Below are 24,589 nucleotides of genomic sequence, written 5' to 3'. Positions count from 1 at the left end.
TGAAACGCGCCCCTCGCAGCCGTCAACGCCATGATTTATATGCGAAATATCACGATTACGACAGCGAAATCAGCGACTTACTTGGAGAATGTGGGCTGATTTCGCTGATAAATCAGATCAAGCGCGGCCTTTCTGGGCACACATCGGCGCGCATAGACTGCATCCGTCTCCTCCGCAGTGCCGCAGCGCGACAGCAGGTACTCCTCGTGCCGGTGAAAATGCAACGAGGCCAGGCCGGTAATTCCGGGGCGGCTTTGCAGCACCTCTGCATAGAGCCGGGGAAAGCGCTCGACATAGAGTCGCAGCGGCGGGCGCGGCCCGACAAAACTCATGTCGCCCCGGATCACATTCCACAATTGTGGAACTTCATCCAGTCGCGTGGCGCGCAGGAACCGCCCGGTCGGCGTAATCCGGGCCGATTTGTCACCGCCGGAAACGCCACTGTCCTGCCGTGCGACGGTCATGGTGCGCAGCTTCCAGAGCCGGAACGGCACCCCCGGCGCCTTCATCCGCTCGGCAACGTAGAAAACCGGCCGGCCGTCCCGGATCAACAGCACCAGAAGCAGCAGCGTGAAAGGCACGGCCAGAACCGCCGACAACAGCAGCGCCAGCCCCAGATCGAACAGCCTCTTGCCCCAGGTCACGCCCGCTCCCTCCAGATCCGCCAGTCCGCCACCAGATCATCGACGCTTCCGCTTCCCGCCACCCCGGGCAACAGACGCTCCAGCTGCCCGGTGGCAAGAACCATCGCCGGAATGACCGCAGCATTGGCCGGACCCGTCTCCCAGTCGGCCCCGGCGGCGGTCAGAAGATCACCCATGGCCACCGCCCCCGGCGCGGCGATGTTCAGGATCGGCGGAATATTGCCGCCGGAAAGCGCCAGATCGCACAGCCCGGACAGGACACGGGCAAAGCCCTGCGGCCCGATATAGGACCGCAATGGCCCTCCGGCAGACCCCGGAACCGGATCGATCCGGCGCAGGACATCCAGCGGGCGCCCCAGAACCGCATCCGCCCCGGCGACATTTCCGATCCGCAGATGGGTGACACCGATCCCGGGATGGCGCGCCTGCCAAAGGGCCACCTCCCGCTCTGCCGCGAGCTTCGCCGCGCCATATTCAGACGTCGGATGCGGCAAGGCGGTTTCCGCAAAAGGCACCGATTTGAGGCCCCCGGGGCCATAAACCGCACCGGAAGATGCCAGGAAAACATGGCGCGCGCCAACAGATTGTGCCGCCTCGCAGGCCGCCAGCGCAATCTGGATGTTCGAAGCCAGCACAGCGCCCGGCGCCGGAACCACCCCGGCCAGACAGAGCATCACGCCCCCCCGCAGATCGGTGCCGGATGCGGGGAATGGCTCTGTCATCATGTCCCAGGCGAGCCAGCCTTCCCCGGCGAGCCGGCGGCTCCAGACCACATCCGCGCGCGCCCAGGTGGCCCGCAGAATGGAGCCGAGTCGCCCTGAAGCCCCTGAGACACAGATCATCGCAGCCTTGCCGTCAAATTCACCGGACCAAACTAGGCTGTTGAACCCCCGGCCTCACCCCAGTATCTTGCAACCGCTGTCAAAGTCCACCCTGCCAGGTGCGGCCCGATCGGAGATATTGATGCGGAAATTTGCGATTAGGCTTTGCCTGGCTACAGCCAGCCTCGGGATGGTCGCCTCCTGTGGCGACCTTCCGGCGGGCGGTCCGAATGCCGGTCAGATCCTTGCCGGTGCCGACAAGGAAGACGCAGATTTCGCCGTCTATCCCGTGACCCGCGCGACGCTTCCGCAGCTTTCGTCCTGGCCCACGCGCGGCGCAAGCCCGGCGGGCGGCTGGATCGCACGCACCAAGGGCCCCAGTTCGCAGATCATCGAGGCGGGCGACACGCTTGACCTCGCCATCTGGGACAACGGCGACAGCTCGCTTCTGACCCAGTCGGGTCAGAAGGTGGTCGAGATGAAGGGCATCCGCGTGTCACCTGCGGGTGAGGTGTTCCTGCCCTACGTCGATCAGGTCTATGTCGCGAAGATGTCCCCCGACCGGGCGCGCAATACGATACAGGCCGAGTTTTCGCAGATCATCCCCTCTGCCCAGGTTCAGCTCAGCCATCACGCAGGACGTGAAAGCTCGGTCGATCTGGTCAGCGGCGTAAATTCTCCGGGCAACTATGTCATGCCGGATCGCGATTTCACGGTCCTGAGCCTTCTCGCTATGGGTGGCGGGATCACCAAGAGCCTGCGAAACCCGCAGGTGCGCCTGATGCGGGGCGGCAAGCTTTATGCGACCTCGGCGGAAAGCCTGCTGAAAAGCCCTTCGCAGGATACGACGCTGCGCGGGGGCGACAAGGTTTATGTCGAGGACGATTCGCGCTACTTCCTGTCGCTGGGCGCCACCGGACGCGAGGCGCAGATCCCATTCCCGCATGACAAGGTGACCGCGCTGGATGCCGCCTCACTGGCTGGCGGCCTGAATGATACCCGCGCCAACCCCAAAAGCGTGCTAATCCTGCGGAACTACAAACCCGGCGATCTGCGCAGCGATGGCAGTGGCCCCGGCAAGGAACGCGTGATCTTTGCGCTGGACCTGACCACCGCCGACGGGCTGTTCAGTGCCGGGGAATTCCTCGTGCAGGACCGCGATCTCGTTCTGGCCACCCAGACCTCGCTGGCGAATACCAAGACGATCATTGGTCTGTTCTATGATGCCGTTGGCATCAGCACGCGTCTGGATCGTCTGGTCAGATAACCGCGACGGCCAGCCTGCGCGGGCCGCCCTGTCCGGAGCGGCTATTCCGCGCCTTCCAGTTTGGTCCGCAGTTCCCGCAACACGGGCAACACCGCGCGAACGCGATCAGCGCCGAGGGCTTGCACCACCTCGCCTATAAGGGGTGCAATCGCCTGCACCGCCGCATCGCGGGCCGCCCGGCCCGACGGGCTGATTGCAACGAACTTGCGTCGCGCATCGTCCCAGTCCGGCCGGATATGGATGTGGCCTGCCCATTCCAGCTTTGCCAGCGTGTTGGTCATAGCGCCGCGCGTGACATGAAAGCTGCGCGCAAGCTGGGCCGGGGTGCGTTCTTCCTGAATGCGCGCCAGATGGTTCAGCACACCAAAATGCGACAGCTCCATCCCTTTGGGCAGCGCTTTGGTCAAACGGTTGCGGGCAAGCTGATCGGCCATGAACAGCTCGCCAAACAGGGCAATCGCCAGATCTTCGGTCTTCTCTGCCATCACGGGTCGTCGAAGCTGCGGTCGTGTGACAACGAAGGCACGCGGCCCCGCGCCTTTTCAACCTCGGTCAGGTCGAGATCGACAAAAGTGACACCCGGATCGGTGCCCGCATCCACCAGAACCTCGCCCCAGGGTGCAATCGCAAGACTGTGACCATAAGTGTTGCGTCCCTTGCCCGCGCTTTCGGGGTGGAAGCCGGTCTGTGCGGGCGCCAGTATGAAGCAGCCGGTCTCGATCGCACGGGCGCGCAGCAGCACCTCCCAATGCGCGGCCCCGGTCAGGTGGTTGAAGGCGGCCGGAACGGTCAGGATCTGCGCGCCGCCCTGTGCCAGACGGCGGAACAGATGCGGGAAACGCAGATCATAACAGACCGTCATGCCGATCTTTGCCAGCGGGATGTCCGCCACGACCGCCTGCGCGCCGGGCCGGTAGGCCGCGCTTTCGCGGTAAACCTCGGTCTCGGTCACGTTCACGTCGAACATGTGGATCTTGTCATAGCGCGCGGCGATCTCACCCTCCGGCCCGATGAGGAAGGAGCGGTTGGCAAAGCGCCCGTCCGCATCCTGGGTCAGCAGCCCCAGAGACCCGATCAGCACCCAGATGCCAAGCGCCTTCGCCTCGGCGCGAATAGCAGCCAGCGTGGGATCATCGTCTTCATGCCGCAGCGTGGCGCGCTGATGTTCGCGCGATGAACTGAGCATGTTGGTGCATTCCGGCGTCAGCACCAGATCGGCGCCACCCTCTGCCGCGATGCGCAGGAAGGCGAGCGTTTCCGGCAGGTTCTCAGCCGGATCATCGGTCACCGTCAGCTGGACAAGCGCAACCCGCATCGCCTAACCCGCCAGCAGGGCATCAAGCTTGCCGTCATGGTCAAGCGCGTGGATGTCATCGCTGCCACCGACATGCTGCCCGCCGATGAAAATCTGCGGCACAGTGCGGCGCCCGTTCGCCCGGTCAGTCATTGCCGCCCGCAGATCAGGGTCGCGGCTCACGTCGATTTCGGTGAAAGCCGCGCCCTTGCGCGTCAGCAGCCGCTTGGCCGCCAGGCAATACGGGCAGGTCGGGGTGGTGTAGATTTCGACAGTTTTCATGATGAGGTCCGCTCAGTCTCGCAGTTGCGGCAAGACTATAGGGATTCATCCGTCTTTCGCAACGCGTGCCAGCACCACCACATCCACGCGCGCGGCCCCCGCCGCAAGACAGGCATCGGCACAGGCCCCCAGCGTGGCGCCGGAGGTCATCACATCATCCACCAGCAGAACCGGCCGCCCTTCCATCTGCCAGCGCCGTCGCTCGTTGACCCGGATCGCCTCTTCCAAATTGCGGAACCTCCCCTCCCGGTCGCGCCCTTCCTGACTGCGGGTATTGCGGCGGCGTACCAGAAGGTCCGGGCAATGCGGCAGATCAGCCAGCCGGGCCAGCCCCGCCGCCAGCAACGCCGACTGGTTGTAGCGCCGCCGGAACAGACGCAGCCAGTGCAGCGGTACCGGCGCAAGCAATGTATCGGGCTGCAACAGCGGGGCCGCTGCGCGATGCAGCCATTGCGCGCCGGGCCGGGCCAAATCCAGCCGGTCGCCATGCTTGAGGGCCATGACCAGCCGTCGCGCATTGTCGCGGTACAGCATCACCGCCCGCCCCCGCCCCCAGGGCCGGGCAATGGTCAGGCAATCGTCGCATTGCACGGGTGCGCCGCCCTCTTCGCCCGGCAAGGGGGTGCCACAGCAATCACAGACAAGCCCCGCGATAAACGGCGTTTCCCGCCAGCAACGTGCGCAAAGCCCAAAATCCGTAGTCACCAGCGCATCGCAACTGAGGCACTGTGGCGGGTAAACCAGTTGCACAGCCGCTTGCATTCCCATCCGACCCTCCTATGGTCCGCGGAAAGGAGCCCGCATGACCCCGCCCCAGCTTGTTGATCGCCCAGCCCTTGCCCGGAACCGCCGCCGCGCCCGCCCCGACGCGCTGTTCCTGCATGACGAAGCCGTCACCGAGGTTCAGGAAAGACTCGCTGCGGTTAACAGGCAGTTTACGAAACCCGCCATTGTGACGCCTTTCGCGGAAATCTGGGCTGGCGTCCTGCCGGATGCGAAGATCGTGCCCGATGACGAGATGCTGAACCTCGTCCCCGGTGCGCATGATCTGGTGATTCACGCCATGGCACTGCATTGGGCGAATGATCCGGTCGGACAACTGGTGCAGTGCCGCCGTGCCCTGAGCCCTGACGGTTTGTTCATCGGCCTGACTCTGGGCGGGCAGACGCTGGTGGCCTTGCGGGCCGCTCTGGCCGAAGCCGAGGTGGCGCAAACCGGCGGGCTGTCACCGCGCGTGTTGCCGATGGGCGAAATCCGCGATCTGGGTGCGCTGCTGCAACGCGCCGGGCTGAACCTGCCGGTCGCCGACAGCTTTACCCGCCGGGTCAGCTATCGGGATGCGCTGCATCTGATGGCCGACCTGCGCGCCATGGGCGAGGCCAATGCAATGACCGAAAGGTCACGCCGGTTTACCCGGCGAAGGATTTTGCAGGACGCCGCGCAGCGGTACGAAACAGGTGCCGATGGCCGTATCGAGGCGCAGTTCGAAGTGATCTGCCTGACCGGCTGGAGCCCGCATGAAAGCCAGCAAAAACCGCTGCGCCCCGGTTCGGCCGTGCAGCGGCTGGAAGATGCACTGAACGCCGCCCGCACAGGTGCGACGAAAAACGACAGTTGACCCCTGCCCCCATGGCACTATCTGGGGCGCGAAACCGAATGCAGGAGAAGACGATGCTTGATGCGCTGCGCGATGCGGTGGCCGGGTTGATCCGGCCGGGCGAAGGCCGTCTGGCACATGCGCCTGCCGATCACCCTCCGGTGCGCGCCCCGAAGATCGGGGTATTGCTCGCCAATCTGGGCACGCCGGACAACTACGACTACTGGTCGATGCGCCGCTATCTGAACGAATTCCTGTCGGACCGGCGGGTCATCGACTACCCGGCCTGGAAATGGCAACCGCTTTTGCAACTGATCATCCTCAGCAAGCGGCCCTTCACCAGCGGCGCGAATTACAAGCTGATCTGGAACGAGGAAAAGGGCGAAAGCCCGCTGATGACCATCACCAGGGATCAGACCGCTGCGCTGGCCGAGGCACTGCGGGCCGATTTCGGCGACCGGGTCATGGTGGATTTCTGCATGCGCTACGGCAACCCGTCGACCGAATCACGCCTGCGCGCGATGGTGGAGGCGGGCTGCGAAAAGGTGCTGTTCTTCCCCCTTTACCCGCATTACGCAGGCGCTACCTCGGCCACGGCGAATGACCAGTTCTTCCGCGCGCTGATGAAGGAAAAGCGCCAGCCCGCCGTGCGCACCGTGCCCGAATATTTTGACCATCCGCTTTACATCGAGGCTTTGGCGCAATCGGTGGAACGCGCCTATGCCGCGCTGAATCATCGCCCCGATGTGCTGGTGGCCAGCTATCACGGCATGCCGAAACGCTACCTGATGGAGGGCGACCCCTACCACTGCCAGTGTCAGAAAACGACGCGCCTGCTGCGCGAGCGGCTGGGATGGGAAAAGGGCAGCATCGACACCAGCTTCCAGTCGGTCTTCGGCACCGAGGAATGGCTGCGGCCCTATACCGTGGAGCATGTCGCCGCGCTGGCCAGACAGGGCAGGAAGCGGATCGCGGTCATCGCGCCCGCCTTCAGCGCCGATTGCATCGAAACGCTGGAAGAGATCAACGGCGAGATCCGCGAAAGCTTTGAACATGCCGGGGGTGAGGTCTTTACCTACATCCCCTGCCTGAACGCCGATGCGGCCCATATCGAGGCACTGGCGAGCGTCGTGCGCGACAATCTGGCGGGCTGGGTCTGACCGGCCCGCTTTACCTGCGGCCCAAATGAAAAAGGCGGCAGGTCACCCTGCCGCCTTTTCCATGACGTGAAGTCAAATCAGTTCGAAGCGACCGCAGCGGCCACGACGAGCAGGAGCAGCAGCGGAACCAGCGCGCCCGACGACGACGACGTGGCAGCTTCCACAACTTCCGGCTCCATCACCGGCTCGACCATGCCGCCGGCGAAGGCGGTGGTGGCGGCAACCGACAGAGCGGCAGCAAGAGCGAGTTTCTTCATTTCGATCTCTCCAGATAACGCGCGGGATCGGATGTTGCAGAGGCGACACCGCGCACCCAAGACTGTACCTCGTAAGGCGTGTTTAGACTTGAACGCAAACCGGCGCAATTGGCTCCCACCCGGTGCACGAATGCACCCGCGCCTGTCGTCAAATTAGCAACACTTGTGTGCCGACTTGGGCGAGATCAAAAAGTTCCTCGACATGCTCGTTGTACATGCCGATGCAACCGTTCGATGATTTGCGGCCGATCTTGCGCGTGTCATGCGTGCCGTGGATGCGGTAATAGGTCCAGGACAGCCACATCGCGCGCGTCCCCAGCGGGTTGTCCGGGCCCGGGCCAATATAATCCGGCCAGTCGGGATTACGCTCTTTCATCGAAGGCGTGGGGCGCCATTCCGGGCCGACGACCTTCTTGATGATTTCGGTCCGGCCACGGCGAGTCAGCTCGTCCGACAGCGGCACCGACGTGGGATACAGCTTGTAGGTCGACTGGTCCTCGGACCAGAAGTGCAGCGCCCGCGAGGTCGTATCCACCAGAATCGCGCCCTTGGCGAGATTGCTGAAATAGGGTTGCCAGTCGAGCATGCGGAAGCTCGAGATATTGTTGCGAACCGACCCTTCCACTTGAGCGAAGGCGGGCATGGCTGCGGCGGCGGCCACCGTGGCAGCGCCAACAAGAACGGCCCTGCGGCTGGGCCCGTGCGAATGTTCAGCTGACATCGCTGATCTCCTGAGGGTTGGATTGGGCGGTTTTTAGCCGCTGTGCGGCAAACTCGCAAATCAAAGAGATGTCACTTGGCGAAATCACGCAGACTTGCGTTTGATAACCCCGCCGCGATTGGATAAAGACGGGCGGTCGAAATCCCACTTGGTGCCCCCAATGACGCGCTTTCCCGTTCTGTCGATCTGTGCCCTGTCTCTGCTGGCGGCCTGTGCGGCCCCCGATACCCAGCCCACGATCGGGGCGGACGGTCGGCCGCTTCCGCGCGTTTATCACATCGACAAGCGGACCGAGGCCGAGATTCCGGGCCGTCTGCTGGAGGCAGTGAATACCCTGCGCTCGGCCAAGGGGGTGCAGCCGCTGCAATATAACGGGGCGCTGATCGCCGCCGCCAATGCACATTCCCGCGACATGTCGGAACAGAACCGTCCCTGGCACTTCGGTTCGGACGGCTCGTCGCCGCTGCTCCGGGTTCAACGGGCCGGATATGCCGGGCATCTTCAGGGCGAGCTGATTTCGGAAACCTATGAAACCGAGCTGGATACGCTGGCGTCCTGGACCGCTGTGCCTGATACGCGGGCTGTCGTGATGGACCCGCAGTCGAACGAAATCGGCTTCTCCTGGTATCAGGAGCCGAGCGGCAAGATCTGGTGGACCCTGCTGACCGGGGATTCGACACGCGCACCCGTCGCCCGGGTTTCGGCCACGGCACTTGGGCGCACCGTGACCTCCGAGATGGATCACGTCGGCGGCGCGCCTCCGGCGCAGTAAACTGCCCTGCCAAATGAAAAAGCGCCAGTCCCGCGACCGGCGCTTTTTGCTTTTGCGCGGCTGCGCTCAGGGCAGAATATGGATCGGCGTATATTGCCGGACCATGGCATAGATCTCTTCCATCTCCTTGTCGCGCACGGCAATGCAGCCCGCGGTCCAGTCACCCTTGTTGGTGCCTTTGTAGTTGGAACGGCCATGTATCATGATGTCGCCTCCCGGCCGCTTGCCCTGAGAGGCGGCGAAGGCACTATCCGCGAGGTTGGGATAGGAAATGCCCAGCGACAGGTGATAGCGACTTTTCGGATTGTGGAAGCTGATGAAGTAGGTGCCTTCCGGCGTCTTGCCGTCGCCCTCGAACTGCTTGTGGCCTTCGGGTGCAAAGCCAAGACCGATATCGTATTGTTTCAGCACCTTGGCGTCGTGCAGAAGATACATCTTGCGCGCGCCCTTGTGGACCTGGATCGAGGTGACCGCCGGGCCCTTGTAACTGCGGAACTTGCTGTTGCCTCCGCCACATGCGGCCAACAACGCCACAAGAAGGAATGCCGATAAAAGGCGCGCGAAAGTCATGGGGTGCCTGCTGCTTTGTTTTTTCTGCCCATAGCCAAAATGGCAGAAACTGCACAGCCTGTATATGCGTGCAGATGCTCACAGTCGCTTCACGCCTTCGTGCGCGGACTCACAAGCTGAAGCGGGCAGCCAGCTCCACATGCGCCGACCAGCGGAACTGGTCGACCACCTGTACCCAATCGAGCCGCCACCCCGCCGCAATCAGCACCTTTGCGTCACGGGCAAAGGTGATTGGATTGCATGAGACCATGGCGATGACCGGCACCCGGCTGTGCGCAAGCGTCGCCACCTGCGCCTCGGCCCCGGCGCGCGGCGGGTCGATGACGACGGCGCCCACGCCCTTGAACTCGTCAGGCTCCAGCGGGCGCCGGAACAGGTCGCGCGTTTCACAGGTGACGCGGTGCAGGCCCCCGGCCTGACGCCAGCCCTTGTCCAGCGCCGCCATCATCGCGGCGTCGCCTTCAGCGGCCAGCACATCGGCACGTTCGGCCAGCGGCAGGGTGAAGGTGCCGCAGCCCGCGAACAGATCGACGATGCGCGGCGCATCGCCCACGGCTTCGGTCACTGCGGACAGCAGCGCCGCCTCCCCTTCTTCGGTCGCTTGCAGAAAGGCACCGGGCGGCGGGGCGACCAGCGCGCGGCCCATGCGTTGCATCGGCGCAGCACGCAGGGCGATCACCTCATCGCCCCAGCTGAGCCGCGACAGGCCATGCGCCTCGGCCACGCGGGCCAGATCCAGCCGCAGCGTCGCATCCAGAGGCTTGCCGCCCTGTACCGCCACATCCGGCCCGGCAAGGCTGCGCGTCACCGTCAGCGCAAGCTCGCCCGTGCGGGAGCCGCCTGTGCGCACCAGCGCCTCCAGCGCGGGCACCGCGCCCATCAGATCGGGGTGCAGAAGCTGGCAGTTCGGCACGGGGATAATGGTATCTGACCCGCGCGCGTGAAAGCCGATCAGCGCCCCGCCCTTGGTGCGCCGCCCGGCCAGCGTGGCTCGACGGCGCGAGCGTGGTGGCGAGGTCAGGATCGGCCGCAACGGTGCCTCCAACCCCTGCCCCGCCAGCGCGCCGCGCACGATGCCCAGCTTCCAGTCAGCCACGAAACCGTCACGCGCATGCTGCATCAGACAGCCGCCACAGCTTTTTGCATGGGCGCAGGGCGGCTTCACCCGGTCCGCCGAGGGCGTCACGATCTTCGGCGCGGTCAACTGGCTGCCCTGAAGATCCCCCTCCACTTCCTCGCCCGGCAACATGCCCGGCACATAGACCGGACCTTCCGGCCCCTCGGCGATGCCGTCGCCATGGTGCCCAAGCCGCGCGATGGTCAGTTTCATTCCGCTGCCTCTTCGGTGACGATGAAGCCCCCCGATTGCCGGTTCCAGTAGCGCGCGTAAAGCCCCCCTTTCGCCAGAAGTGCCTCGTGGCGGCCTTCTTCGACGATCCGGCCCTGATCCAGCACGATGATCCTGTCCATTTCGGCGATGGTCGACAGGCGATGCGCAATGGCCAGCACGGTCTTGCCCTGCATGACACGGCCCAGCGCCTCCTGGATGCTGGCCTCGACCTCGCTGTCGAGCGCGCTTGTCGCTTCATCCAGCACGAGGATCGGGGCGTCCTTCAGGAAGGCGCGCGCCAGCGCAATGCGCTGCCGCTGGCCACCCGAAAGCTTCACCCCCCGCTCGCCCAGATAGGCGTCATAGCCCTTGCGACCCTGATGATCCTCCATCGCAAGGATGAACTCATGCGCCTCGGCTTGCCGGGCGGCGGCGATGATCTCGGCCTCCGACGCATCCGGGCGGCCATAGGCGATATTGTCCCGCGCGGATCGGTTGAACATCGCGGTTTCCTGCGTGACCATGCCGATCTGGCGGCGCAGGCTTTCCTGCGTGACATGGCGCAGGTCGTGACCGTCCAGCGTCACCTTGCCTTTTTCGCAGTCATAGAGCCGCAAAAGCAAGGCAACCAGCGTCGACTTCCCCGCCCCTGAAGCCCCGACAATTCCGATCTTCTCACCAGCCGCGATATGCAGCGTGACCCTGTCGATACCGCCGCGCTTGCGGCCATAGGCGAAGCTGACGTCGAGGTAATCAACCTTGCCGCTGATGCGCGGCAGGTCCACTGCCCCCGGCGCATCGGCAAGCTGATGCGGCTGCGCCAGCGTGCGCATGCCGTCCTCGACCTCGCCAATGCTGGTATAGATCGACATGAGCGTGAAGCTGACCCAGCCAGTCATCTGCGCAATCCGCATCGCTACCGCGCCCGACGCCGCGATATCGCCCGCCGTCGCCCCGCCCTGCTGCCACAATAGCACAGTACCACCGATCAGCAGCACCGGCAGAACCCCGGCGAGTGTCATCAGCGACAGGCGAAACCAGGTCGAAATCTCGCCAAATTCGACACTGCGCTCGCGGAAAACCTCCATGCTGCGCAGGGCTACGCGATCCTCGAAGGCGGCATGGGCAAAGAGTTTGACCGTCTTGATATTGGTGATCGTATCCACCACCTGTCCGGAAACCATGGCCCGCGCCGCAGCCCGGGCCGCCGAATTGCCCTTTACCCGCGGCATGAAGAACCGGATCAGCGCAAGATAGGCCACCAGCCAGACCAGCAGCGCCAGGGCAATCCAGGCATCAATGGCGATCAGGAAGATCGCCGATCCGATGACAGAGGCCAGCGCGAAACAGACAGTATTGATGACCTCGGTCGCGGTATCGGTAACAGCCCGCGCGGCCTGCATCTGCTTTTGCGCGATCCGTCCCGCGAAATCATTGTCGAAGAAGGTGACGCTTTGCCCCAGCGTCCAGCGATGAAGCCGGCTGAGCACCAGCGGCATCACATTCGGCCCGACGATGATGGAGTTTGAGGCGGCGGAAGCGGCAAAGGTCAGTGGCCGCAGGACAAGGTAGAACACCATGAACAGCACCAGAAGCCAGGCCTGTTCGGCAAAGAACGCGGTAGGGCCTGAACCGACCGCCGCATCGACCACCATGCCAAGGATCAACGCCGAAACCACTTCGGTCGTGCCCGCAAGCGCCGAAATCGCCCCCGCCACAGCCAGCGGCGCCCAAGCCCCGCTCAGGCACCAGCGGAAGAACGGACCGAGTTCTTGCGGCGGCATACCCTCCGCCGGACGGAAGGCATCAATGAAACCGGCAAGACCGCGCAGTGCCTTCATGCCTCGTCCTCCGTTCCGATGAACCCGCCCGATTGTCGTGCCCAGAAGCGGGCGTAAAGCCCGCCCTGTTCCAGTAGCTCGGCATGGCTGCCCTCTTCGGCCACTGCGCCATCCTCCAGCACGACGATACGGTCCATCGCCGCGATGGTGGACAGACGGTGCGCAATAGCGATGACAGTCTTGCCCTGCATCACGCCATAGAGCGCTTCCTGAATCGCCGCCTCGACCTCGCTGTCCAGCGCCGATGTCGCCTCGTCCAGAATCAGGATCGGCGCATCTTTCAGGATGACGCGCGCCAGCCCGATCCGCTGCCGCTGCCCGCCCGAAAGCTTCACCCCCCGCTCGCCGACATGCGCGTCATAGCCCTTGCGGCCTTCGGGGTCTTCCAGCGTCAGGATGAACTCATGCGCCTCGGCCCGGCGGGCGGCGGCAATCATATCCTCCTCGGTCGCCTCGGGGCGGCCATACAGGATATTTTCCCGTACACTCCGGTGCAAAAGGCTCGAATCCTGCTGAACCATGCCGATCTCGCGGCGCAGGCTGTCTTGTGTGACCTGCGAGATATCCTGCCCGTCGATCAGGATGCGCCCCTGCTCGCAATCGTAGAACCGCAGCATCAGCTTCACCAGTGTGGACTTGCCCGCGCCGGACCTGCCGACAACGCCAATCCGCTCACCCGGCCTCAGGGTCAGGTTAACATCACGCAGGCCGCCCGAACCGCGCCCATAGTGATGGGACACACCTTCCAGCCGGATCTCGCCTCTGGTCAGGTACAGGGGCCTTGCCTCGCGGGCATCGACCAGACCGATGGGCTGGGTGATCGTCTCCATCCCCTCCTGCACCACGCCCAGCGCCTGCACCAGCGAGGTGGTCGCCCACATGATCCAGTAGGTCATGTTATTGAGCCGCAACACCAGCGCAGTCGCCGCCGCCACGGTGCCAACGCTCGCCTGCCCCTGATACCACAGGACCAGCGCCCAGCCGGTAACAGCCACGATCAGCCCGCCGTTGAGGCCGGTCAGCGCAAGGTCCATCTTGGTGATAACCCGCATTTCCTTCTGGAATGTGGATCGCGCATGCTCGATGGCATCAGTCGCATGCCGCATTTCCAGATCGTGATGCGCAAACAGCTTTACCGAATGGATATTGGTATATGCATCCACCACACGCCCGGTGATGGCTGACCGCGCATCGGAACTGGCCTTCGAGGCAGGCCCGGCGCGCCGCAGCGTCCAGCGCACCAGCGCCGCATAAAGCGCAAACCAGACCAGAAGCGGCAGCACCAGACGCGGGTCGGCATCGGCCAGCATGATACCTGCACCGACAATGGTAACACTGGCAAAAGCCACGGCATCAAAGGTCTGGAACACCGCATCCCCCGCCGCCGGGGGCGTCTGCATCACCCGGTTGGCAATGCGACCCGCGAAATCGCTTTCAAACCAGCCGACAGGCTGGCGCAGCACATGATCATGCGCGCGAAAGCGGATCATCGTTCCGAAATTCGGCAGGATGGTGTTGTGCAGCAGCGCCACATTCGACACCAGCAACAGCGGCCGAAGGATCAGTACGGCAAGACCGACCGCAATGATCTCGGTTCCATGGCCATTCCAGACCTCGGCAGGGCTGGCCGTGGCCAGCAAGTCGACCAGACGCCCCACATACCAGATCAGCGCCACATCCGACCCTGCTGCAAGCACCGAAAGCAGCGCTGTTACCGCGAAAACGCCGCGGAATGGCCGGACGTATTCCCTCAGGAAGGGCCAAAGCCTGCGGGGCGGGGCATCGCTGCGCGCATAGGATTGATAAGGGTCAACAAGCCCTTCAAAAAACCGGAACATGGGGAAACTGCCTCAAAACAGGTCGGAGGTAAGATATAGGCCTTTCTGCCGGAAAGGAAAACCGCGCTTGGGGCAGATGACAAGGGACGGTTTACGGGGTCAGGCCGACACTCGTGAACGCCTCGACAATCCGTTCGGCCCCCCAGATGCTGACCTCTGACGGTGCCGCCCCGGGAGCGGGGATATTCACCCCTTCACCCGCGCCGATCTGCCGGATTTGCCCCGCAGCCATGACCTCAACCCGGCCGCGCTGAACGAAAATCCCGAAAACGCCCCGGCTCGGCCCCGCGTAGAACCGCGTTCCGCGCACGCCGATACGGGCGAAGGTGCTTTGCACTTCAAGGTCCAGCGGCGCCAGCGTATCGGGCCGGTCGAAGACCATGGCCCCGCCAATCGTGATCGTCCCCCCCAGATCGGCCGCAAAGCGATCAAGCATAAACCGCGCTTCGGGGCCAAGGTTGATCCGTGTCGCGGTAAACAGCTCCAGCGCAGCAAGGCTTGCGGCACCCGTGCTGACGGTATCGCCTTCATGCAGCGGATCGTCAGGGTGCAACGCCTGTTCCGCATTTCCGCGCGACAGAATGGCCTGCCCGGTCAGCGCCAGCGTGACACCGACAGGCGCCTGCGCAAAACCACGCGTCGCCAGCAAGAGGGCTGGCGCGGCAAGAAAAAGGCGGCGGGTGGCAGGCATGGCTCTGTCCTCACGTTTGGCCAGAGCCTCAGCCTAGCAGGCGTATTCCCGCCCCGGAACCGATTTCTGGTCGGTCGCGCAGCGGCCTGTTCCACGGGAAACAGGCTCAGACCAAACCGGCCAGATGCACTACCACCCCGACCACCGCCATGATGCCAAGCGTGGTGCCGATGCCAACACCTCGCCAGAAGATCAGGCCCAGCGCCAGCAGCGTCAGGGCGGCGAACGACGGCACGAAGCTGACCAGCACCGGCAGAGTCAACCGGACGGGTCCGGCCTGCCAGAGCATGACGTCCCCGAAGAGGCTGTGCAGAGCAAACCAGAGGGCGAGATTCAGAATGACGCCGACCACCGCCGCCGTCACCATGGACAGCGCAGCCGCAGGCGCCACACTGCCGCGCAACCTTTCCATCCAGGGGGCACAAAGGAAGATCCAGGCGAAACAGGGGGCAAAGGTCACCCAGGTTGCAAGCAGGCCGCCCAGCGTCCCCGCCAGAAGCGGCGGCAAACCACCTGCATCGCGGAAGGCGGCGAGAAAGCCCACGAATTGCAGCACCATGATCAGCGGCCCCGGCGTGGTTTCTGCCAGCCCCAGACCGTCCAGCATTTCCCCCGGGCGCAGCCATCCCTGCACCGCCACAGCCTCCTGGGCGACCCAGGCCAGCGCCGCATAGGCACCGCCGAACGTGACCACCGCCATCTGCGAAAAGAAGCGCGCAATCACATCGAAAACCGTGCCGGGGACAAAAAGCGCAAGCAGGACCACCGGGACCAGCCATGCCAGCAAGGCCAGACATCCCGCGAACAACGCTCCGGCCATCGGGGGCGTCTTCAACCCGTCTTCATCCGGTTCCCCCTTCCGGCTCTGCCCCCCGCGCCCGGCGAGCAGGCCTATCAGTGCCGCACCGATCACAATGACCGGAAAGGGCACGTCCAGAACGAAGATCGACAGGAACGAGACCACCGCGACAATGCGCGCCAGCCAGCCACCCAACGCCCGCCGTCCCAGACGTATGACCGCTTGCAGCACAATGGCCAACACCCCGGCCTTCAGCCCGAAAAATATGGCAGCCACCAGCGGCGCCTCGCCATGCAGGGCATAAAGCCAGCTGAGCGCCATGATCGACAGCAGACCGGGAAGGATGAACAGCCCACCCGCAATCAGCCCGCCGCGCGTGCCATTCAGCAGCCAGCCCAGATAGGTGGCAAGCTGCTGCGCCTCAGGTCCTGGCAGCAACATGCAGAAATTCAGGGCATGCAGAAAACGTCGCTCGCCGATCCAGCGTTTCTCCTCGACCAGAATACGGTGCATCACCGCAATCTGGCCCGCCGGGCCGCCAAAACTCAGCGCGGCGATGCGCGCCCATGTCCGGGCGGCCTCGGACGGGGCAGGAGGGTTCGGTTCAGAGCCTGTCATGACGCCCAGTCCCATCACAGCGCAAGACAGGCTGCAAGCCGACGGAAACTTGCCGCGATCCCCTCGGGCGAGTCCTCGGCCAGGAAACCATCCAGCGCGGGCCAGACCCTGATTGCCCGGTCCACCACCGGATCGGACCCTTTGCTGTAGAGACCCGCCTGAATCATCATCTCGGCGCGGTCATACGCCCCCAGCAGGCGCCTCGCCTCACCGATCAGTGCATTTTCCTCCGCATTGGCGGCGTCGGGCAGGCTGCGCGACACGGATCGCAGCAGGTCGATCGCCGGAAATCGTCCACGCTCGGCAATCCGCCGGTCCATGACCACATGACCATCCAGTACACCGCGCAGGATATCGGCCACCGGCTCTTCCATATCAGACCCGGCAACCAGCACGGACAGGACCGCCGTGATATCCCCCGCCTCCTGCGGTCCCGGCCCCGCCCTTTCGGCCAAAGACATGATCATATGTGCAACGGACGGCGGGTAGCCCCGCAGATCTCCGCCCTCGCCGGAGGCAAGCGCGACCTCGCGATGCGCCTCCGCGAAGCGGGTGATCGAATCGGCCAGAAACAGTACATGGCGCCCCTGATCGCGGAAATGTTCCGCGACAGACATCGCCGCCCAGGCACAGCGGCGGCGGGCCAGCGGTGACTGGTCCGACGTCGCGGCCACTACGACCGACCGCGCCATGCCCTGCGGACCGAGCACCTTCTCGGTGAAATCCCGCAGTTCGCGCCCGCGCTCGCCAATCAGCGCAATGACAACGACATCCGCCTCCACCCCCCGAGCGAATTTCGCCAGCAGCGAGGATTTGCCGACCCCGGAGCCCGCGAAAAGCCCAATTCTCTGCCCGCGCACCAGCGGCAGAAGCGTGTCGAAGGCCGCTGTTCCGGTGCGTAATCGCCCGCCCAGATGACGACGCTGCGCGGCAGCAGGCGCGGCGGCGCGCAGCGGCCGCGAAACCGGGCCGCGAAACAACGGGCGGCCATCCAGCGGCAGGCCGTAAGGATCGACGATACGCCCGATCCAACTGTCGTCCGGCGCGATGGTTGCCGGACCGACGAGATCCACCGGATCGCCGATCCGGATACCCTCTGGCGGGTTGTCGGGCAGGATCGTTGCCCCCTCGCGCGAAAGGCGGATCACTTCGCCGTAGCCTCTGCCAATGCACACACGATCCCCAAGACCGGCACAGCCTGCCAGCCCGCTCACCGCCAGCGTGCCGCGCCCGATCTCGGTGATGCGGCCGATCCGGCGCACGGGCGCAATCGCCGCGATTTCGGCTTGCAAGGCATCAAAGAGGCCGGCCATGAGATTCTCCCTTTGTTCGCCGCTTACCGTTTCTAAAGGAATCACCCTTAAGCCTTGATGAAGGTTGTCGAGGGAGAAGCCCCGATGTTCGAAAAACTTGAACTTGTCAGAATGGCGCAGGCGATGGCAGTGCATGCTGGCGCGCGGCAGGCCGAAATCGCACGCAATGTGGCAAATGCCGATACGCCGGGCTTCAAGGCGCGGGATCTGCCGCCTTTTGCCGAGGTTTATGACGCATCACAGGATGCTCTGCGCCGGACCCGCCCCGGTCACCTGTTGTCCGGAGAAACCGATGGCCCTGCCCCCGTCCTCCGCACGCAAAGGGGAGCAGCCGCACCGAACGGCAATACTGTCTCGCTGGAAACCGAGATGGTGAAGTCGGTCGAAGTCGGACAGCAGCACGAGATGGCGCTGGGGATCTATCGCAGCGCCGCCAGCGTCCTGCGAACCAGCCTGGGGCGGAGATAGGCCATGTCAGATCTGCTCAACGCCCTGTTGCAGGCCGCCTCCGGGATGCAGGCACAGGCTGCCAGATTGCGGCATGTATCTGAAAACATGGCCAATGTTGATACGCCCGGCTATCATCGCAAGCTGATCAGTTTTCGCGAAATCGCGGATGGATCGGGGGTGGAACCGGGGCCTGTCCGCCTGGATCGCAGCGCACTGAACCGTATCTATGCGCCAGGGCACCCGCTTGCCGACGAGACCGGGCACTACGATGGCTCCAACGTCGATCTGGTGGTCGAGGTGGCCGACGCCCGCGAGGCACAGCGCAGCTACGAAGCCAATCTGAAACTTTTCGATCAGGCGCGCCGCATGACGCAAAGCCTGTTTGATCTTTTGCGCAAATAAGGAGGTCCAGAATGGACATGAACCCCGCTTCGGCCGCCCGCAGCTATGGCCTTGCCCGCCCGGTGGTCGCCGTCCCCCCTGACGCCGGACAGACCGATGGACTTGTTGCCGCGGCGCAGGAGTTTGAACAGATCCTCTCGCAGGGCGAGGCAACTGCCCGCGCGGCCATGACCGGCAACGCCGATCCGCATGCGCTGGTTCAGGCGCTTTCCGCCAGCGAACTGGCAGTGGAAACCGCCGTCACCGTGCGCGACAAAGTGGTCGAGGCCTATCAGGAAATCCTGAGGATGCCGGTATGACCGCTGATCAGGTCTTTGATCTGCTGCGTCAGGCACTCTGGATCGCGGTCAGGGTTTCTGCCCCGCTTCTTGCCGTCGCGCTGATTGCGGGCCTTGCCATCGGCCTGTTGCAGGCCCTGACCTCGGTGCAGGAAATGACACTGACGTTCGTGCCCAAGGTCGGCGCCATGCTGATCGTCTTCTGGGTCTCGATGAGCTTCATGACCGCGACGCTGGTGGGCTTCTTCACCGACCGCATCATCCCGCAGATCGCCGGAGGCTGACCATGGATGCCTCTGGCTATACCACGCTGACACGGCAGAACGGCCTGCTGCACGAATTGCAGGTCATCGCCAACAATATCGCCAACAGTTCAACCACCGGCTTCCGGCGCGAGGGCGTGGTTTTTGCGGAGTATGTGAAGGCGCTTGACGATGCACCGTCGCTGTCCATGGCCCATGCTTCGGCCCGCAATGTGGATCTGAGCCGCGGAGAGATGCAACAGACCGGCGGGACATTCGATTTTGCGGTCGACGGGGATGGCTTTTTCCAGATCGAGACGCCGCAGGGAAACCGGCTGACCCGCGCCGGACATTTCACGCCCTCCGCCACCGGCGAACTGGTGAACGCGGAAGGCTACCGCCTGCTGGACGAGGCAGGAGGGCCAGTTTTCGTACCGGCTGATGCCGGTCAGATCGCACTGTCGGAAGATGGCACGCTCTCGACCATTCAGGGACCGCTGGCCCGGATCGGTCTGTGGCAGCCCCAAAACGCCACCGCACTACGCCACGAGGGCGGCACACTGTTTTCGGTCGAGGGAGAAATCCTGCCGATGCAGGGGGGCAGGATGCACCAGGGCAGTCTTGAGGGCAGCAACGTCAACACCTTTTCAGAGATCGCCCGGATGATGGAAGTCCAGCGTGCCTATGAGCTGGGCCAAAGCTTCCTCGACCGTGAGGACGAGCGGATGCAGACGGCGATACGAACACTCGGAGGATGAAATGAAGGCGCTTCAGATCGCGGCGAGCGGCATGGCGGCACAACAGATGCGCGTCGATGTCGTGTCAAACAATCTCGCGAACATGTCGACAACCGCGTACAACGCCCGGCGGGCCGAATTTGCAGATCTGCAATACGAACAGATCGCCAGGCCCGGCACGATTTCGGCCGAGAATGGTGCGATGCTGCCAACCGGCGTGCAGATGGGCATGGGTGTGCGTCCGGCCGCTGTTTCGGTGGTGCTGTCGCAGGGCACGCTGAGCCAGACCAATGGCGACCTTGACCTGGCCATCGAAGGGCGCGGGTATCTGGAGGTAACGTTACCCTCCGGCGGCACTGCCTATACCCGCGATGGCGGGCTGAAACGCACGGCCGACGGGCTGATCGTCACCTCCGAAGGTCACGAAGTTGCGCCAGGCATCACCATACCCGCTGATGCCCGCAGCCTGACCATCAATGCACAAGGCGAGGTTTATGCCTATTTTGCCAATCAGGTGCAGCCGCAGCTTCTTGGCCAGATCACCCTCGCCGGTTTCACCAACGAGAAGGGGTTGGAGGCGATCGGCGGCAATCTTTACCTTGAAACGGCTGCATCCGGGCCGGCGCAAAGCGGCACACCAGGCAGTGACGGGCTGGGCAGCCTGCGGCAGGGTTACCTTGAGGAAAGCTCGGTCGATGCGGTGCGCGAGGTTACCGAACTCATCAAGGCCCAGCGCGGATACGAGCTGAATGCCAAGGTGATCACCGCTGCCGACCAGATGCTGGCTGCCACGACACAGGTGCGCTGATGCGATGGCTGATGCTTGCCCTGCTGCCGCTGCCCGCGCTGGCCGATACGCTGGTCGCAACCCGGACCATTCGCGCGCTGGACATCCTGACCGACGCCGATGTGATGCAGGTTTCCGGCGGCAAGGGCTTCGATGATCCGCTTCAGGTGGTAGGGATGGAGGCGCGCGTGGCGATCTATGCCAACCGTCCGATCCGGCCCGAAGATATCGGCCCCCCCGCCCTGATCGAACGCAACCAGATCGTGACGCTGCGCTTTAGCACCGGCCCCCTGCACATCCTGACCGAAGGCCGCGCACTGGCGCGGGCCGGGGTGGGCGAAACGGTGCGGGTCATGAACCTGTCGTCCCGCAGCACCGTTACCGGCCGCGTCAGCTCGGATGGCACCGTCATCACCAGCCCCCAACCCTGAGGAGCGCCATGTATCGCCTGATCCTTCTGACCCTGTGCCTGAGCGCCTGCTCGCGATTGGCAGAGGTTGGAAAAAGCCCGGATTTCTCACCACTGGAAGGCAGTTACCAGCATCATGCAATGTATTCGACACCGCTGCCACATGACATCCCGCCCGCAACGCCTGCGGATGCCTCGTCGCTGTGGTCAGCGAACCGCGAGGCGCTGTTCGGCGAGCGCCGGGCTGCGCGGCGTGGCGACATCCTGACCGTTGTTATCGAAATCGACGACAAGGCCGAGATGTCGAATACATCTGGCCGCAGCCGCGCGGGAAATGACTCGATGGGCATACCATCCCTGTTCGGCATTCCCGAGCGCCTGAACGAGAAATTGCCTGAGGGCGCCAGCATGGCCGACGCGGTCGAAACCCGCTCCAGCTCTGCCTATCAGGGCCAGGGATCGGTGTCGCGCAAGGAAAAGCTCACCCTGAGGGTTGCCGCCACGGTGGTCGAAGAACTTGCGAATGGCGTATTGCGGATCGAAGGCCAGCAGGAGGTCCGGGTAAATTACGAGCTGCGCGAGCTGATCGTGACCGGCTACGTCCGGCCAGCAGATATCTCGCGCCAGAACGAGATCACCTATGACAAGATCGCGGGCGCCCGGATTTCCTATGGCGGGCGCGGCCAGATCACTGATGTGCAGCAGCCGCGCTATGGCCAGCAGATCGCCGATGTTCTCTTGCCATTCTGATCGCCATGAAACGCCTGATCCTCCCCCTGATCCTCGCGCTTGTCGGCCTGTTCGGCGGCCTTGCCGGCGGCTATTTCCTGCGACCGACCGAAGCTCCGCCGCAAGAGGCCGGGCAGGATGTGGCGGCAGATGCGTCACATGATGCGCCCGCCCCGGCAGAGGGGCACGGGTCGGAAGAGGGCAATACCGGGCCTGAATATGTGAAGCTGAGCAACCAGTTCATCGTGCCGATTGTCGAAGATGGCCGCATCAGCTCGGTCGTGGTGCTGTTTCTCAGCCTGGAGACCACGGCGGGTGCACAGGAAACCGTCTTTGCACGCGAGCCGAAGCTGCGCGACAGTTTCCTGCAAATCCTGTTCGATCATGCCAACAGCGGCGGCTTTCGGGGCACTTTCACCGAAGGCACCAGCCTTGCGCCGCTGCGCCGGGCCCTGCTGGAGTCGGCGCGCACCATCCTGCCCGGCATTGTCAGCGATGTGCTGATCACTGATATCACCCGACAGGATGCCTGAAGCAAAAGGCCCCGGACATCGCCGGGGCCTTTCAGAAAGTCAGCCTTCGGAGGCTTCTTCCTTTTCCTTCTTCTCGGGCACGATTTCTGCCCCCGTCTCCTGGTCGACCATCTTCATGCCAAGGCGCACCTTGCCACGGTCGTCGAAGCCCAGAAGCTTGACCTTCACTTCCTGACCTTCCTTCAGAACCTCGTTCGGGTGGTTCAGGCGCTTGTTGGCGATCTGCGACACATGGACCAGGCCGTCACGCTTGCCGAAGAAGTTCACGAAGGCGCCGAAATCGACCAGCTTCACGACCTTGCCGGTGTAGATCTGGCCTTCTTCCGGCTCTGCCACGATCGACCAGATCATGTCATAGGCCTTCTTGATGGCATCGGCCGACGAGGACGCAATCTTGATGACGCCGTCGTCATTGATGTCGACCTTGGCGCCCGAGGTTTCCACGATCTCGCGGATCACCTTGCCACCCGAACCAATCACTTCGCGGATCTTGTCGGTAGGGATTGAGAGGGTCTCGATCTTCGGGGCGTATTCGCTGAAGCCCTGCGGGGCCGACAGCGCCTTGTTCATCTCGCCCAGAATGTGCATCCGGCCGTCCTTGGCCTGCGCCAGGGCCTGCTCCATGATCTCGGGCGTGATGCCCGCGACCTTAATGTCCATTTGCAGCGAGGTGATGCCAGATTCGGTGCCTGCAACCTTGAAGTCCATGTCGCCGAGGTGATCCTCGTCGCCGAGGATGTCGGTCAGCACGGCCCATTTGCCGTCATCTTCCAGAATGAGGCCCATGGCCACACCGGCGACCGGCGCTTTCAGCGGCACGCCCGCATCCATCATCGACAGCGAGCCACCACAAACCGAAGCCATCGAGGAGGAGCCGTTCGATTCGGTGATCTCCGACACCACGCGGATGGTGTAGGGGAAATCGGTCGGCGCCGGCAGCACGGCTTGCAGTGCACGCCATGCCAGCTTGCCGTGACCGATCTCGCGGCGACCAGGCGAGCCGACGCGGCCCACTTCACCAACCGAATAGGGCGGGAAGTTATAGTGCAGCAGGAAGTTGGAACGGTAGTTGCCGTTCAGTGCGTCGATGATCTGTTCATCCTCGCCGGTACCCAGCGTGGTGACGACCAGACCTTGCGTTTCACCGCGGGTGAACAGGGCCGACCCATGGGCGCGCGGCAGGATGCCGGTTTCCGACACGATCGGACGCACGGTCCTGGTGTCGCGACCGTCGATCCGGGCGCCACCGTTGATGATGTCGCCGCGCAGGATCGCGCTTTCCAGCTTCTTGATCGCCGAGCCGAGGTTGATGTCGGCCTGGTCTTCCTCCGACAGCGACGCGGTGATCGCGGCGACAGCGGCGGAAATGGCGTTGGTACGTTCCTGCTTGTCCTTCAGCGCGAAGGCGGCGCGCATCTGCGCCTCGCCAGCGGCTTTCACTTTGCCGTAGAGTTCTGCAATGTCCGGCGGCGAGAAATCGAAGGGCTCTTTCGCGGCGGTTTCAGCCAGCGAGATGATCAGGTCGATTACCGGCTGCATCGCCTCGTGACCGAACTTCACGGCGCCCAGCATTTCTTCTTCGGACAACTCGTAAGCTTCCGATTCCACCATCATCACGGCGGTCTTGGTGCCCGCGACCACGAGGTCCAGACGCTGCTCCGGCTTGGTGCGGAGCTGGGTCATGTCGTCCATCGCCGGGTTCAGCACATATTTGCCATCGACGAAGCCAACGCGCGCGGCGCCGATCGGACCCATGAAGGGCACGCCAGACAGGGTCAGCGCGGCGGAGGCCGCGATCATCGCCACGATATCGGGGTCATTCACGAGGTCACAGGACAGAACGGTTGCCATGACCAGCACTTCGTTCTTGAAGCCTTCGACGAACAGCGGGCGGCACGGGCGGTCGATCAGACGGGAAACCAGCGTCTCTTTTTCGGACGGCCGGGCCTCACGTTTGAAGAAGCCGCCGGGGATCTTGCCGGCGGCGTAATATTTTTCCTGGTAGTGAACGGTCAGGGGGAAGAAGTCTTGACCGGGCTTCGCCTTCTTGGCGAAGGTCACGTTCGCCATGACGCTGGTTTCGCCCAGCGTCGCGATGACCGAACCATCGGCCTGGCGCGCAACCTTCCCGGTTTCCAGCGTGAGCGTTTCATCGCCCCACTGGATCGACTTTTTCGTGATATTGAACATCTGTCATCCTATCCTGG

Annotated in this window: 29 protein-coding genes; 13 read left to right on the top strand and 16 right to left on the bottom strand. The window is 63.8% G+C overall.

All coding sequences use genetic code 11. The features are described from left to right. Positions 1-77: 77 nt before the first annotated feature. Both C8N34_RS21055 and C8N34_RS21050 read right to left on the bottom strand, forming a co-directional pair. Positions 78-644, bottom strand: coding sequence for a sugar transferase (locus C8N34_RS21055; protein ID WP_108130385.1), 567 nt, complete (start codon positions 642-644; stop codon positions 78-80). Then, positions 641-1,486 carry an NAD-dependent epimerase/dehydratase family protein gene (locus C8N34_RS21050; protein ID WP_108130384.1) on the bottom strand — a complete coding sequence of 282 codons (846 nt, stop codon included), beginning with the start codon at positions 1,484-1,486 and terminating at the stop codon, positions 641-643. Before C8N34_RS21050 ends, C8N34_RS21055 begins: the two co-directional genes overlap by 4 nt. A gap of 121 nt (positions 1,487-1,607) precedes the next feature. Between C8N34_RS21050 and C8N34_RS21045 the strand changes: the two genes are divergently transcribed. Continuing rightward, positions 1,608-2,732, top strand: coding sequence for a polysaccharide biosynthesis/export family protein (locus tag C8N34_RS21045; protein ID WP_108130383.1), 1,125 nt, complete (start codon positions 1,608-1,610; stop codon positions 2,730-2,732). A gap of 41 nt (positions 2,733-2,773) precedes the next feature. On the opposite strand, the gene C8N34_RS21040 is transcribed toward C8N34_RS21045, so the two are convergent. Genes C8N34_RS21040 through C8N34_RS21025 form a run of 4 tightly spaced genes read right to left on the bottom strand, consistent with a single transcriptional unit; the run spans position 2,774 to position 5,076 of the window. Further along, on the bottom strand, positions 2,774-3,217 hold the full coding sequence (locus C8N34_RS21040) for a MarR family winged helix-turn-helix transcriptional regulator (RefSeq protein ID WP_054304144.1): 444 nt from the start codon (positions 3,215-3,217) through the stop codon (positions 2,774-2,776). Continuing rightward, positions 3,217-4,047, bottom strand: a complete 831-nt coding sequence (locus C8N34_RS21035; protein WP_108130382.1) for a carbon-nitrogen hydrolase family protein — start codon at positions 4,045-4,047, stop codon at positions 3,217-3,219. Before C8N34_RS21035 ends, C8N34_RS21040 begins: the two co-directional genes overlap by 1 nt. 3 nt (positions 4,048-4,050) lie before the next feature. Next, positions 4,051-4,308, bottom strand: coding sequence for a glutaredoxin 3 (gene grxC, locus C8N34_RS21030; RefSeq protein WP_054304146.1), 258 nt, complete (start codon positions 4,306-4,308; stop codon positions 4,051-4,053). Between the two features lie 45 nt (positions 4,309-4,353). After that, on the bottom strand, positions 4,354-5,076 hold the full coding sequence (locus C8N34_RS21025; RefSeq protein ID WP_054304147.1) for a double zinc ribbon domain-containing protein: 723 nt from the start codon (positions 5,074-5,076) through the stop codon (positions 4,354-4,356). A 34-nt stretch (positions 5,077-5,110) separates the two neighbouring features. Here C8N34_RS21025 and C8N34_RS21020 point away from each other — a divergent pair, with 34 nt between their 5' ends. Together C8N34_RS21020 and hemH are read left to right on the top strand one after the other, a co-directional pair. Next, positions 5,111-5,926, top strand: a complete 816-nt coding sequence (locus C8N34_RS21020) for a methyltransferase domain-containing protein (protein WP_108130381.1) — start codon at positions 5,111-5,113, stop codon at positions 5,924-5,926. A gap of 53 nt (positions 5,927-5,979) precedes the next feature. Further along, on the top strand, positions 5,980-7,065 hold the full coding sequence (hemH, locus tag C8N34_RS21015; RefSeq protein ID WP_170120568.1) for a ferrochelatase: 1,086 nt from the start codon (positions 5,980-5,982) through the stop codon (positions 7,063-7,065). Between the two features lie 77 nt (positions 7,066-7,142). Here hemH and C8N34_RS21010 read toward each other — a convergent pair whose 3' ends face one another. Both C8N34_RS21010 and C8N34_RS21005 read right to left on the bottom strand, forming a co-directional pair. Continuing rightward, the gene (locus C8N34_RS21010; protein ID WP_054304150.1) at positions 7,143-7,322 is read right to left on the bottom strand and encodes a hypothetical protein; all 180 of its coding nucleotides are present in this window, start codon (positions 7,320-7,322) and stop codon (positions 7,143-7,145) included. A gap of 148 nt (positions 7,323-7,470) precedes the next feature. Beyond that, entirely contained in the window at positions 7,471-8,043 is a 573-nt protein-coding gene (locus C8N34_RS21005) for a L,D-transpeptidase (RefSeq protein WP_054304151.1), read from the bottom strand. Between the two features lie 160 nt (positions 8,044-8,203). Here C8N34_RS21005 and dalA point away from each other — a divergent pair, with 160 nt between their 5' ends. Continuing rightward, positions 8,204-8,815, top strand: coding sequence for a divisome-associated lipoprotein DalA (gene dalA / locus C8N34_RS21000; RefSeq protein WP_108130379.1), 612 nt, complete (start codon positions 8,204-8,206; stop codon positions 8,813-8,815). A 66-nt stretch (positions 8,816-8,881) separates the two neighbouring features. Here the strand turns inward: dalA and C8N34_RS20995 are convergent, their stop codons facing one another. From C8N34_RS20995 to C8N34_RS20965, 7 genes are all read right to left on the bottom strand, one after another. After that, a complete protein-coding gene (locus tag C8N34_RS20995; RefSeq protein WP_054304152.1) occupies positions 8,882-9,385 on the bottom strand; it encodes a L,D-transpeptidase family protein in 504 nt (167 codons plus the stop codon). A 109-nt stretch (positions 9,386-9,494) separates the two neighbouring features. Next, positions 9,495-10,715 (bottom strand): class I SAM-dependent RNA methyltransferase, encoded by a 1,221-nt coding sequence (locus C8N34_RS20990; protein ID WP_108130378.1) that lies wholly within the window; start codon positions 10,713-10,715, stop codon positions 9,495-9,497. Then, positions 10,712-12,556: an ABC transporter ATP-binding protein gene (locus tag C8N34_RS20985; protein WP_108130377.1), complete on the bottom strand. Its 1,845-nt coding sequence runs from the start codon at positions 12,554-12,556 to the stop codon at positions 10,712-10,714. Before C8N34_RS20985 ends, C8N34_RS20990 begins: the two co-directional genes overlap by 4 nt. Beyond that, positions 12,553-14,394, bottom strand: coding sequence for an ABC transporter ATP-binding protein (locus tag C8N34_RS20980; RefSeq protein ID WP_108130376.1), 1,842 nt, complete (start codon positions 14,392-14,394; stop codon positions 12,553-12,555). The genes C8N34_RS20985 and C8N34_RS20980 overlap by 4 nt, the downstream gene beginning before the upstream one ends. Positions 14,395-14,485: 91 nt before the next feature. Then, entirely contained in the window at positions 14,486-15,085 is a 600-nt protein-coding gene (locus C8N34_RS20975) for a FecR family protein (RefSeq protein ID WP_108130375.1), read from the bottom strand. Positions 15,086-15,191: 106 nt separating this feature from the next. Then, positions 15,192-16,502, bottom strand: coding sequence for a chromate efflux transporter (gene chrA / locus C8N34_RS20970; RefSeq protein ID WP_199750735.1), 1,311 nt, complete (start codon positions 16,500-16,502; stop codon positions 15,192-15,194). Positions 16,503-16,516: 14 nt separating this feature from the next. Further along, positions 16,517-17,815 carry a FliI/YscN family ATPase gene (locus C8N34_RS20965; RefSeq protein WP_108130373.1) on the bottom strand — a complete coding sequence of 433 codons (1,299 nt, stop codon included), beginning with the start codon at positions 17,813-17,815 and terminating at the stop codon, positions 16,517-16,519. Positions 17,816-17,899: 84 nt separating this feature from the next. Between C8N34_RS20965 and C8N34_RS20960 the strand changes: the two genes are divergently transcribed. The 9 genes from C8N34_RS20960 to C8N34_RS20920 are packed head-to-tail and all read left to right on the top strand — an operon-like array spanning position 17,900 to position 22,382. After that, entirely contained in the window at positions 17,900-18,283 is a 384-nt protein-coding gene (locus C8N34_RS20960; RefSeq protein WP_054304213.1) for a FlgB family protein, read from the top strand. Between the two features lie 3 nt (positions 18,284-18,286). Then, a complete protein-coding gene (gene flgC, locus C8N34_RS20955; protein ID WP_108130372.1) occupies positions 18,287-18,667 on the top strand; it encodes a flagellar basal body rod protein FlgC in 381 nt (126 codons plus the stop codon). Positions 18,668-18,678: 11 nt separating this feature from the next. Then, on the top strand, positions 18,679-18,966 hold the full coding sequence (fliE, locus tag C8N34_RS20950; RefSeq protein WP_108130371.1) for a flagellar hook-basal body complex protein FliE: 288 nt from the start codon (positions 18,679-18,681) through the stop codon (positions 18,964-18,966). Further along, positions 18,963-19,229, top strand: coding sequence for a flagellar biosynthetic protein FliQ (locus tag C8N34_RS20945; RefSeq protein WP_054304160.1), 267 nt, complete (start codon positions 18,963-18,965; stop codon positions 19,227-19,229). Before fliE ends, C8N34_RS20945 begins: the two co-directional genes overlap by 4 nt. A 2-nt stretch (positions 19,230-19,231) precedes the next feature. Next, complete coding sequence (locus C8N34_RS20940) at positions 19,232-19,945, top strand: flagellar hook-basal body complex protein (RefSeq protein ID WP_108130370.1); 714 nt, start codon at positions 19,232-19,234, stop codon at positions 19,943-19,945. Between the two features lies 1 nt (position 19,946). Continuing rightward, the gene (flgG, locus tag C8N34_RS20935; RefSeq protein WP_108130369.1) at positions 19,947-20,732 is read left to right on the top strand and encodes a flagellar basal-body rod protein FlgG; all 786 of its coding nucleotides are present in this window, start codon (positions 19,947-19,949) and stop codon (positions 20,730-20,732) included. After that, a complete protein-coding gene (gene flgA / locus C8N34_RS20930) occupies positions 20,732-21,142 on the top strand; it encodes a flagellar basal body P-ring formation chaperone FlgA (RefSeq protein WP_108130368.1) in 411 nt (136 codons plus the stop codon). The genes flgG and flgA overlap by 1 nt, the downstream gene beginning before the upstream one ends. Before the next feature lie 8 nt (positions 21,143-21,150). Continuing rightward, positions 21,151-21,870, top strand: coding sequence for a flagellar basal body L-ring protein FlgH (gene flgH / locus C8N34_RS20925; protein ID WP_108130367.1), 720 nt, complete (start codon positions 21,151-21,153; stop codon positions 21,868-21,870). 5 nt (positions 21,871-21,875) lie between these two features. After that, entirely contained in the window at positions 21,876-22,382 is a 507-nt protein-coding gene (locus C8N34_RS20920) for a flagellar basal body-associated FliL family protein (protein ID WP_108130366.1), read from the top strand. 39 nt (positions 22,383-22,421) lie between these two features. Here the strand turns inward: C8N34_RS20920 and pnp are convergent, their stop codons facing one another. Then, positions 22,422-24,572, bottom strand: a complete 2,151-nt coding sequence (gene pnp, locus C8N34_RS20915; protein ID WP_054304166.1) for a polyribonucleotide nucleotidyltransferase — start codon at positions 24,570-24,572, stop codon at positions 22,422-22,424. Between the last annotated feature and the right edge of the window lie 17 nt (positions 24,573-24,589).

Source organism: Gemmobacter caeni (assembly GCF_003054195.1).
GTDB lineage: Bacteria > Pseudomonadota > Alphaproteobacteria > Rhodobacterales > Rhodobacteraceae > Gemmobacter > Gemmobacter caeni.
Note: the sequence above shows the minus strand (reverse complement) of the source record. Positions and strands in the feature narration are given on the sequence as shown.

Bases quoted from the DNA above. Each gene is read 5' to 3' on its own strand.
- C8N34_RS21050 (WP_108130384.1), bottom strand. From the start codon at position 1,486: ATGATCTGTGTCTCAGGGGCTTCAGGGCGACTCGGCTCCATTCTGCGG.
- C8N34_RS21045 (WP_108130383.1), top strand. From the start codon at position 1,608: ATGCGGAAATTTGCGATTAGGCTTTGCCTGGCTACAGCCAGCCTCGGG.
- C8N34_RS21040 (WP_054304144.1), bottom strand. From the start codon at position 3,217: ATGGCAGAGAAGACCGAAGATCTGGCGATTGCCCTGTTTGGCGAGCTG.
- C8N34_RS21035 (WP_108130382.1), bottom strand. From the start codon at position 4,047: ATGCGGGTTGCGCTTGTCCAGCTGACGGTGACCGATGATCCGGCTGAG.
- grxC (WP_054304146.1), bottom strand. From the start codon at position 4,308: ATGAAAACTGTCGAAATCTACACCACCCCGACCTGCCCGTATTGCCTG.
- C8N34_RS21025 (WP_054304147.1), bottom strand. From the start codon at position 5,076: ATGGGAATGCAAGCGGCTGTGCAACTGGTTTACCCGCCACAGTGCCTC.
- C8N34_RS21020 (WP_108130381.1), top strand. From the start codon at position 5,111: ATGACCCCGCCCCAGCTTGTTGATCGCCCAGCCCTTGCCCGGAACCGC.
- hemH (WP_170120568.1), top strand. From the start codon at position 5,980: ATGCTTGATGCGCTGCGCGATGCGGTGGCCGGGTTGATCCGGCCGGGC.
- C8N34_RS21010 (WP_054304150.1), bottom strand. From the start codon at position 7,322: ATGAAGAAACTCGCTCTTGCTGCCGCTCTGTCGGTTGCCGCCACCACC.
- C8N34_RS21005 (WP_054304151.1), bottom strand. From the start codon at position 8,043: ATGTCAGCTGAACATTCGCACGGGCCCAGCCGCAGGGCCGTTCTTGTT.
- dalA (WP_108130379.1), top strand. From the start codon at position 8,204: ATGACGCGCTTTCCCGTTCTGTCGATCTGTGCCCTGTCTCTGCTGGCG.
- C8N34_RS20995 (WP_054304152.1), bottom strand. From the start codon at position 9,385: ATGACTTTCGCGCGCCTTTTATCGGCATTCCTTCTTGTGGCGTTGTTG.
- C8N34_RS20990 (WP_108130378.1), bottom strand. From the start codon at position 10,715: ATGAAACTGACCATCGCGCGGCTTGGGCACCATGGCGACGGCATCGCC.
- C8N34_RS20985 (WP_108130377.1), bottom strand. From the start codon at position 12,556: ATGAAGGCACTGCGCGGTCTTGCCGGTTTCATTGATGCCTTCCGTCCG.
- C8N34_RS20980 (WP_108130376.1), bottom strand. From the start codon at position 14,394: ATGTTCCGGTTTTTTGAAGGGCTTGTTGACCCTTATCAATCCTATGCG.
- C8N34_RS20975 (WP_108130375.1), bottom strand. From the start codon at position 15,085: ATGCCTGCCACCCGCCGCCTTTTTCTTGCCGCGCCAGCCCTCTTGCTG.
- chrA (WP_199750735.1), bottom strand. From the start codon at position 16,502: ATGACAGGCTCTGAACCGAACCCTCCTGCCCCGTCCGAGGCCGCCCGG.
- C8N34_RS20965 (WP_108130373.1), bottom strand. From the start codon at position 17,815: ATGGCCGGCCTCTTTGATGCCTTGCAAGCCGAAATCGCGGCGATTGCG.
- C8N34_RS20960 (WP_054304213.1), top strand. From the start codon at position 17,900: ATGTTCGAAAAACTTGAACTTGTCAGAATGGCGCAGGCGATGGCAGTG.
- flgC (WP_108130372.1), top strand. From the start codon at position 18,287: ATGTCAGATCTGCTCAACGCCCTGTTGCAGGCCGCCTCCGGGATGCAG.
- fliE (WP_108130371.1), top strand. From the start codon at position 18,679: ATGGACATGAACCCCGCTTCGGCCGCCCGCAGCTATGGCCTTGCCCGC.
- C8N34_RS20945 (WP_054304160.1), top strand. From the start codon at position 18,963: ATGACCGCTGATCAGGTCTTTGATCTGCTGCGTCAGGCACTCTGGATC.
- C8N34_RS20940 (WP_108130370.1), top strand. From the start codon at position 19,232: ATGGATGCCTCTGGCTATACCACGCTGACACGGCAGAACGGCCTGCTG.
- flgG (WP_108130369.1), top strand. From the start codon at position 19,947: ATGAAGGCGCTTCAGATCGCGGCGAGCGGCATGGCGGCACAACAGATG.
- flgA (WP_108130368.1), top strand. From the start codon at position 20,732: ATGCGATGGCTGATGCTTGCCCTGCTGCCGCTGCCCGCGCTGGCCGAT.
- flgH (WP_108130367.1), top strand. From the start codon at position 21,151: ATGTATCGCCTGATCCTTCTGACCCTGTGCCTGAGCGCCTGCTCGCGA.
- C8N34_RS20920 (WP_108130366.1), top strand. From the start codon at position 21,876: ATGAAACGCCTGATCCTCCCCCTGATCCTCGCGCTTGTCGGCCTGTTC.
- pnp (WP_054304166.1), bottom strand. From the start codon at position 24,572: ATGTTCAATATCACGAAAAAGTCGATCCAGTGGGGCGATGAAACGCTC.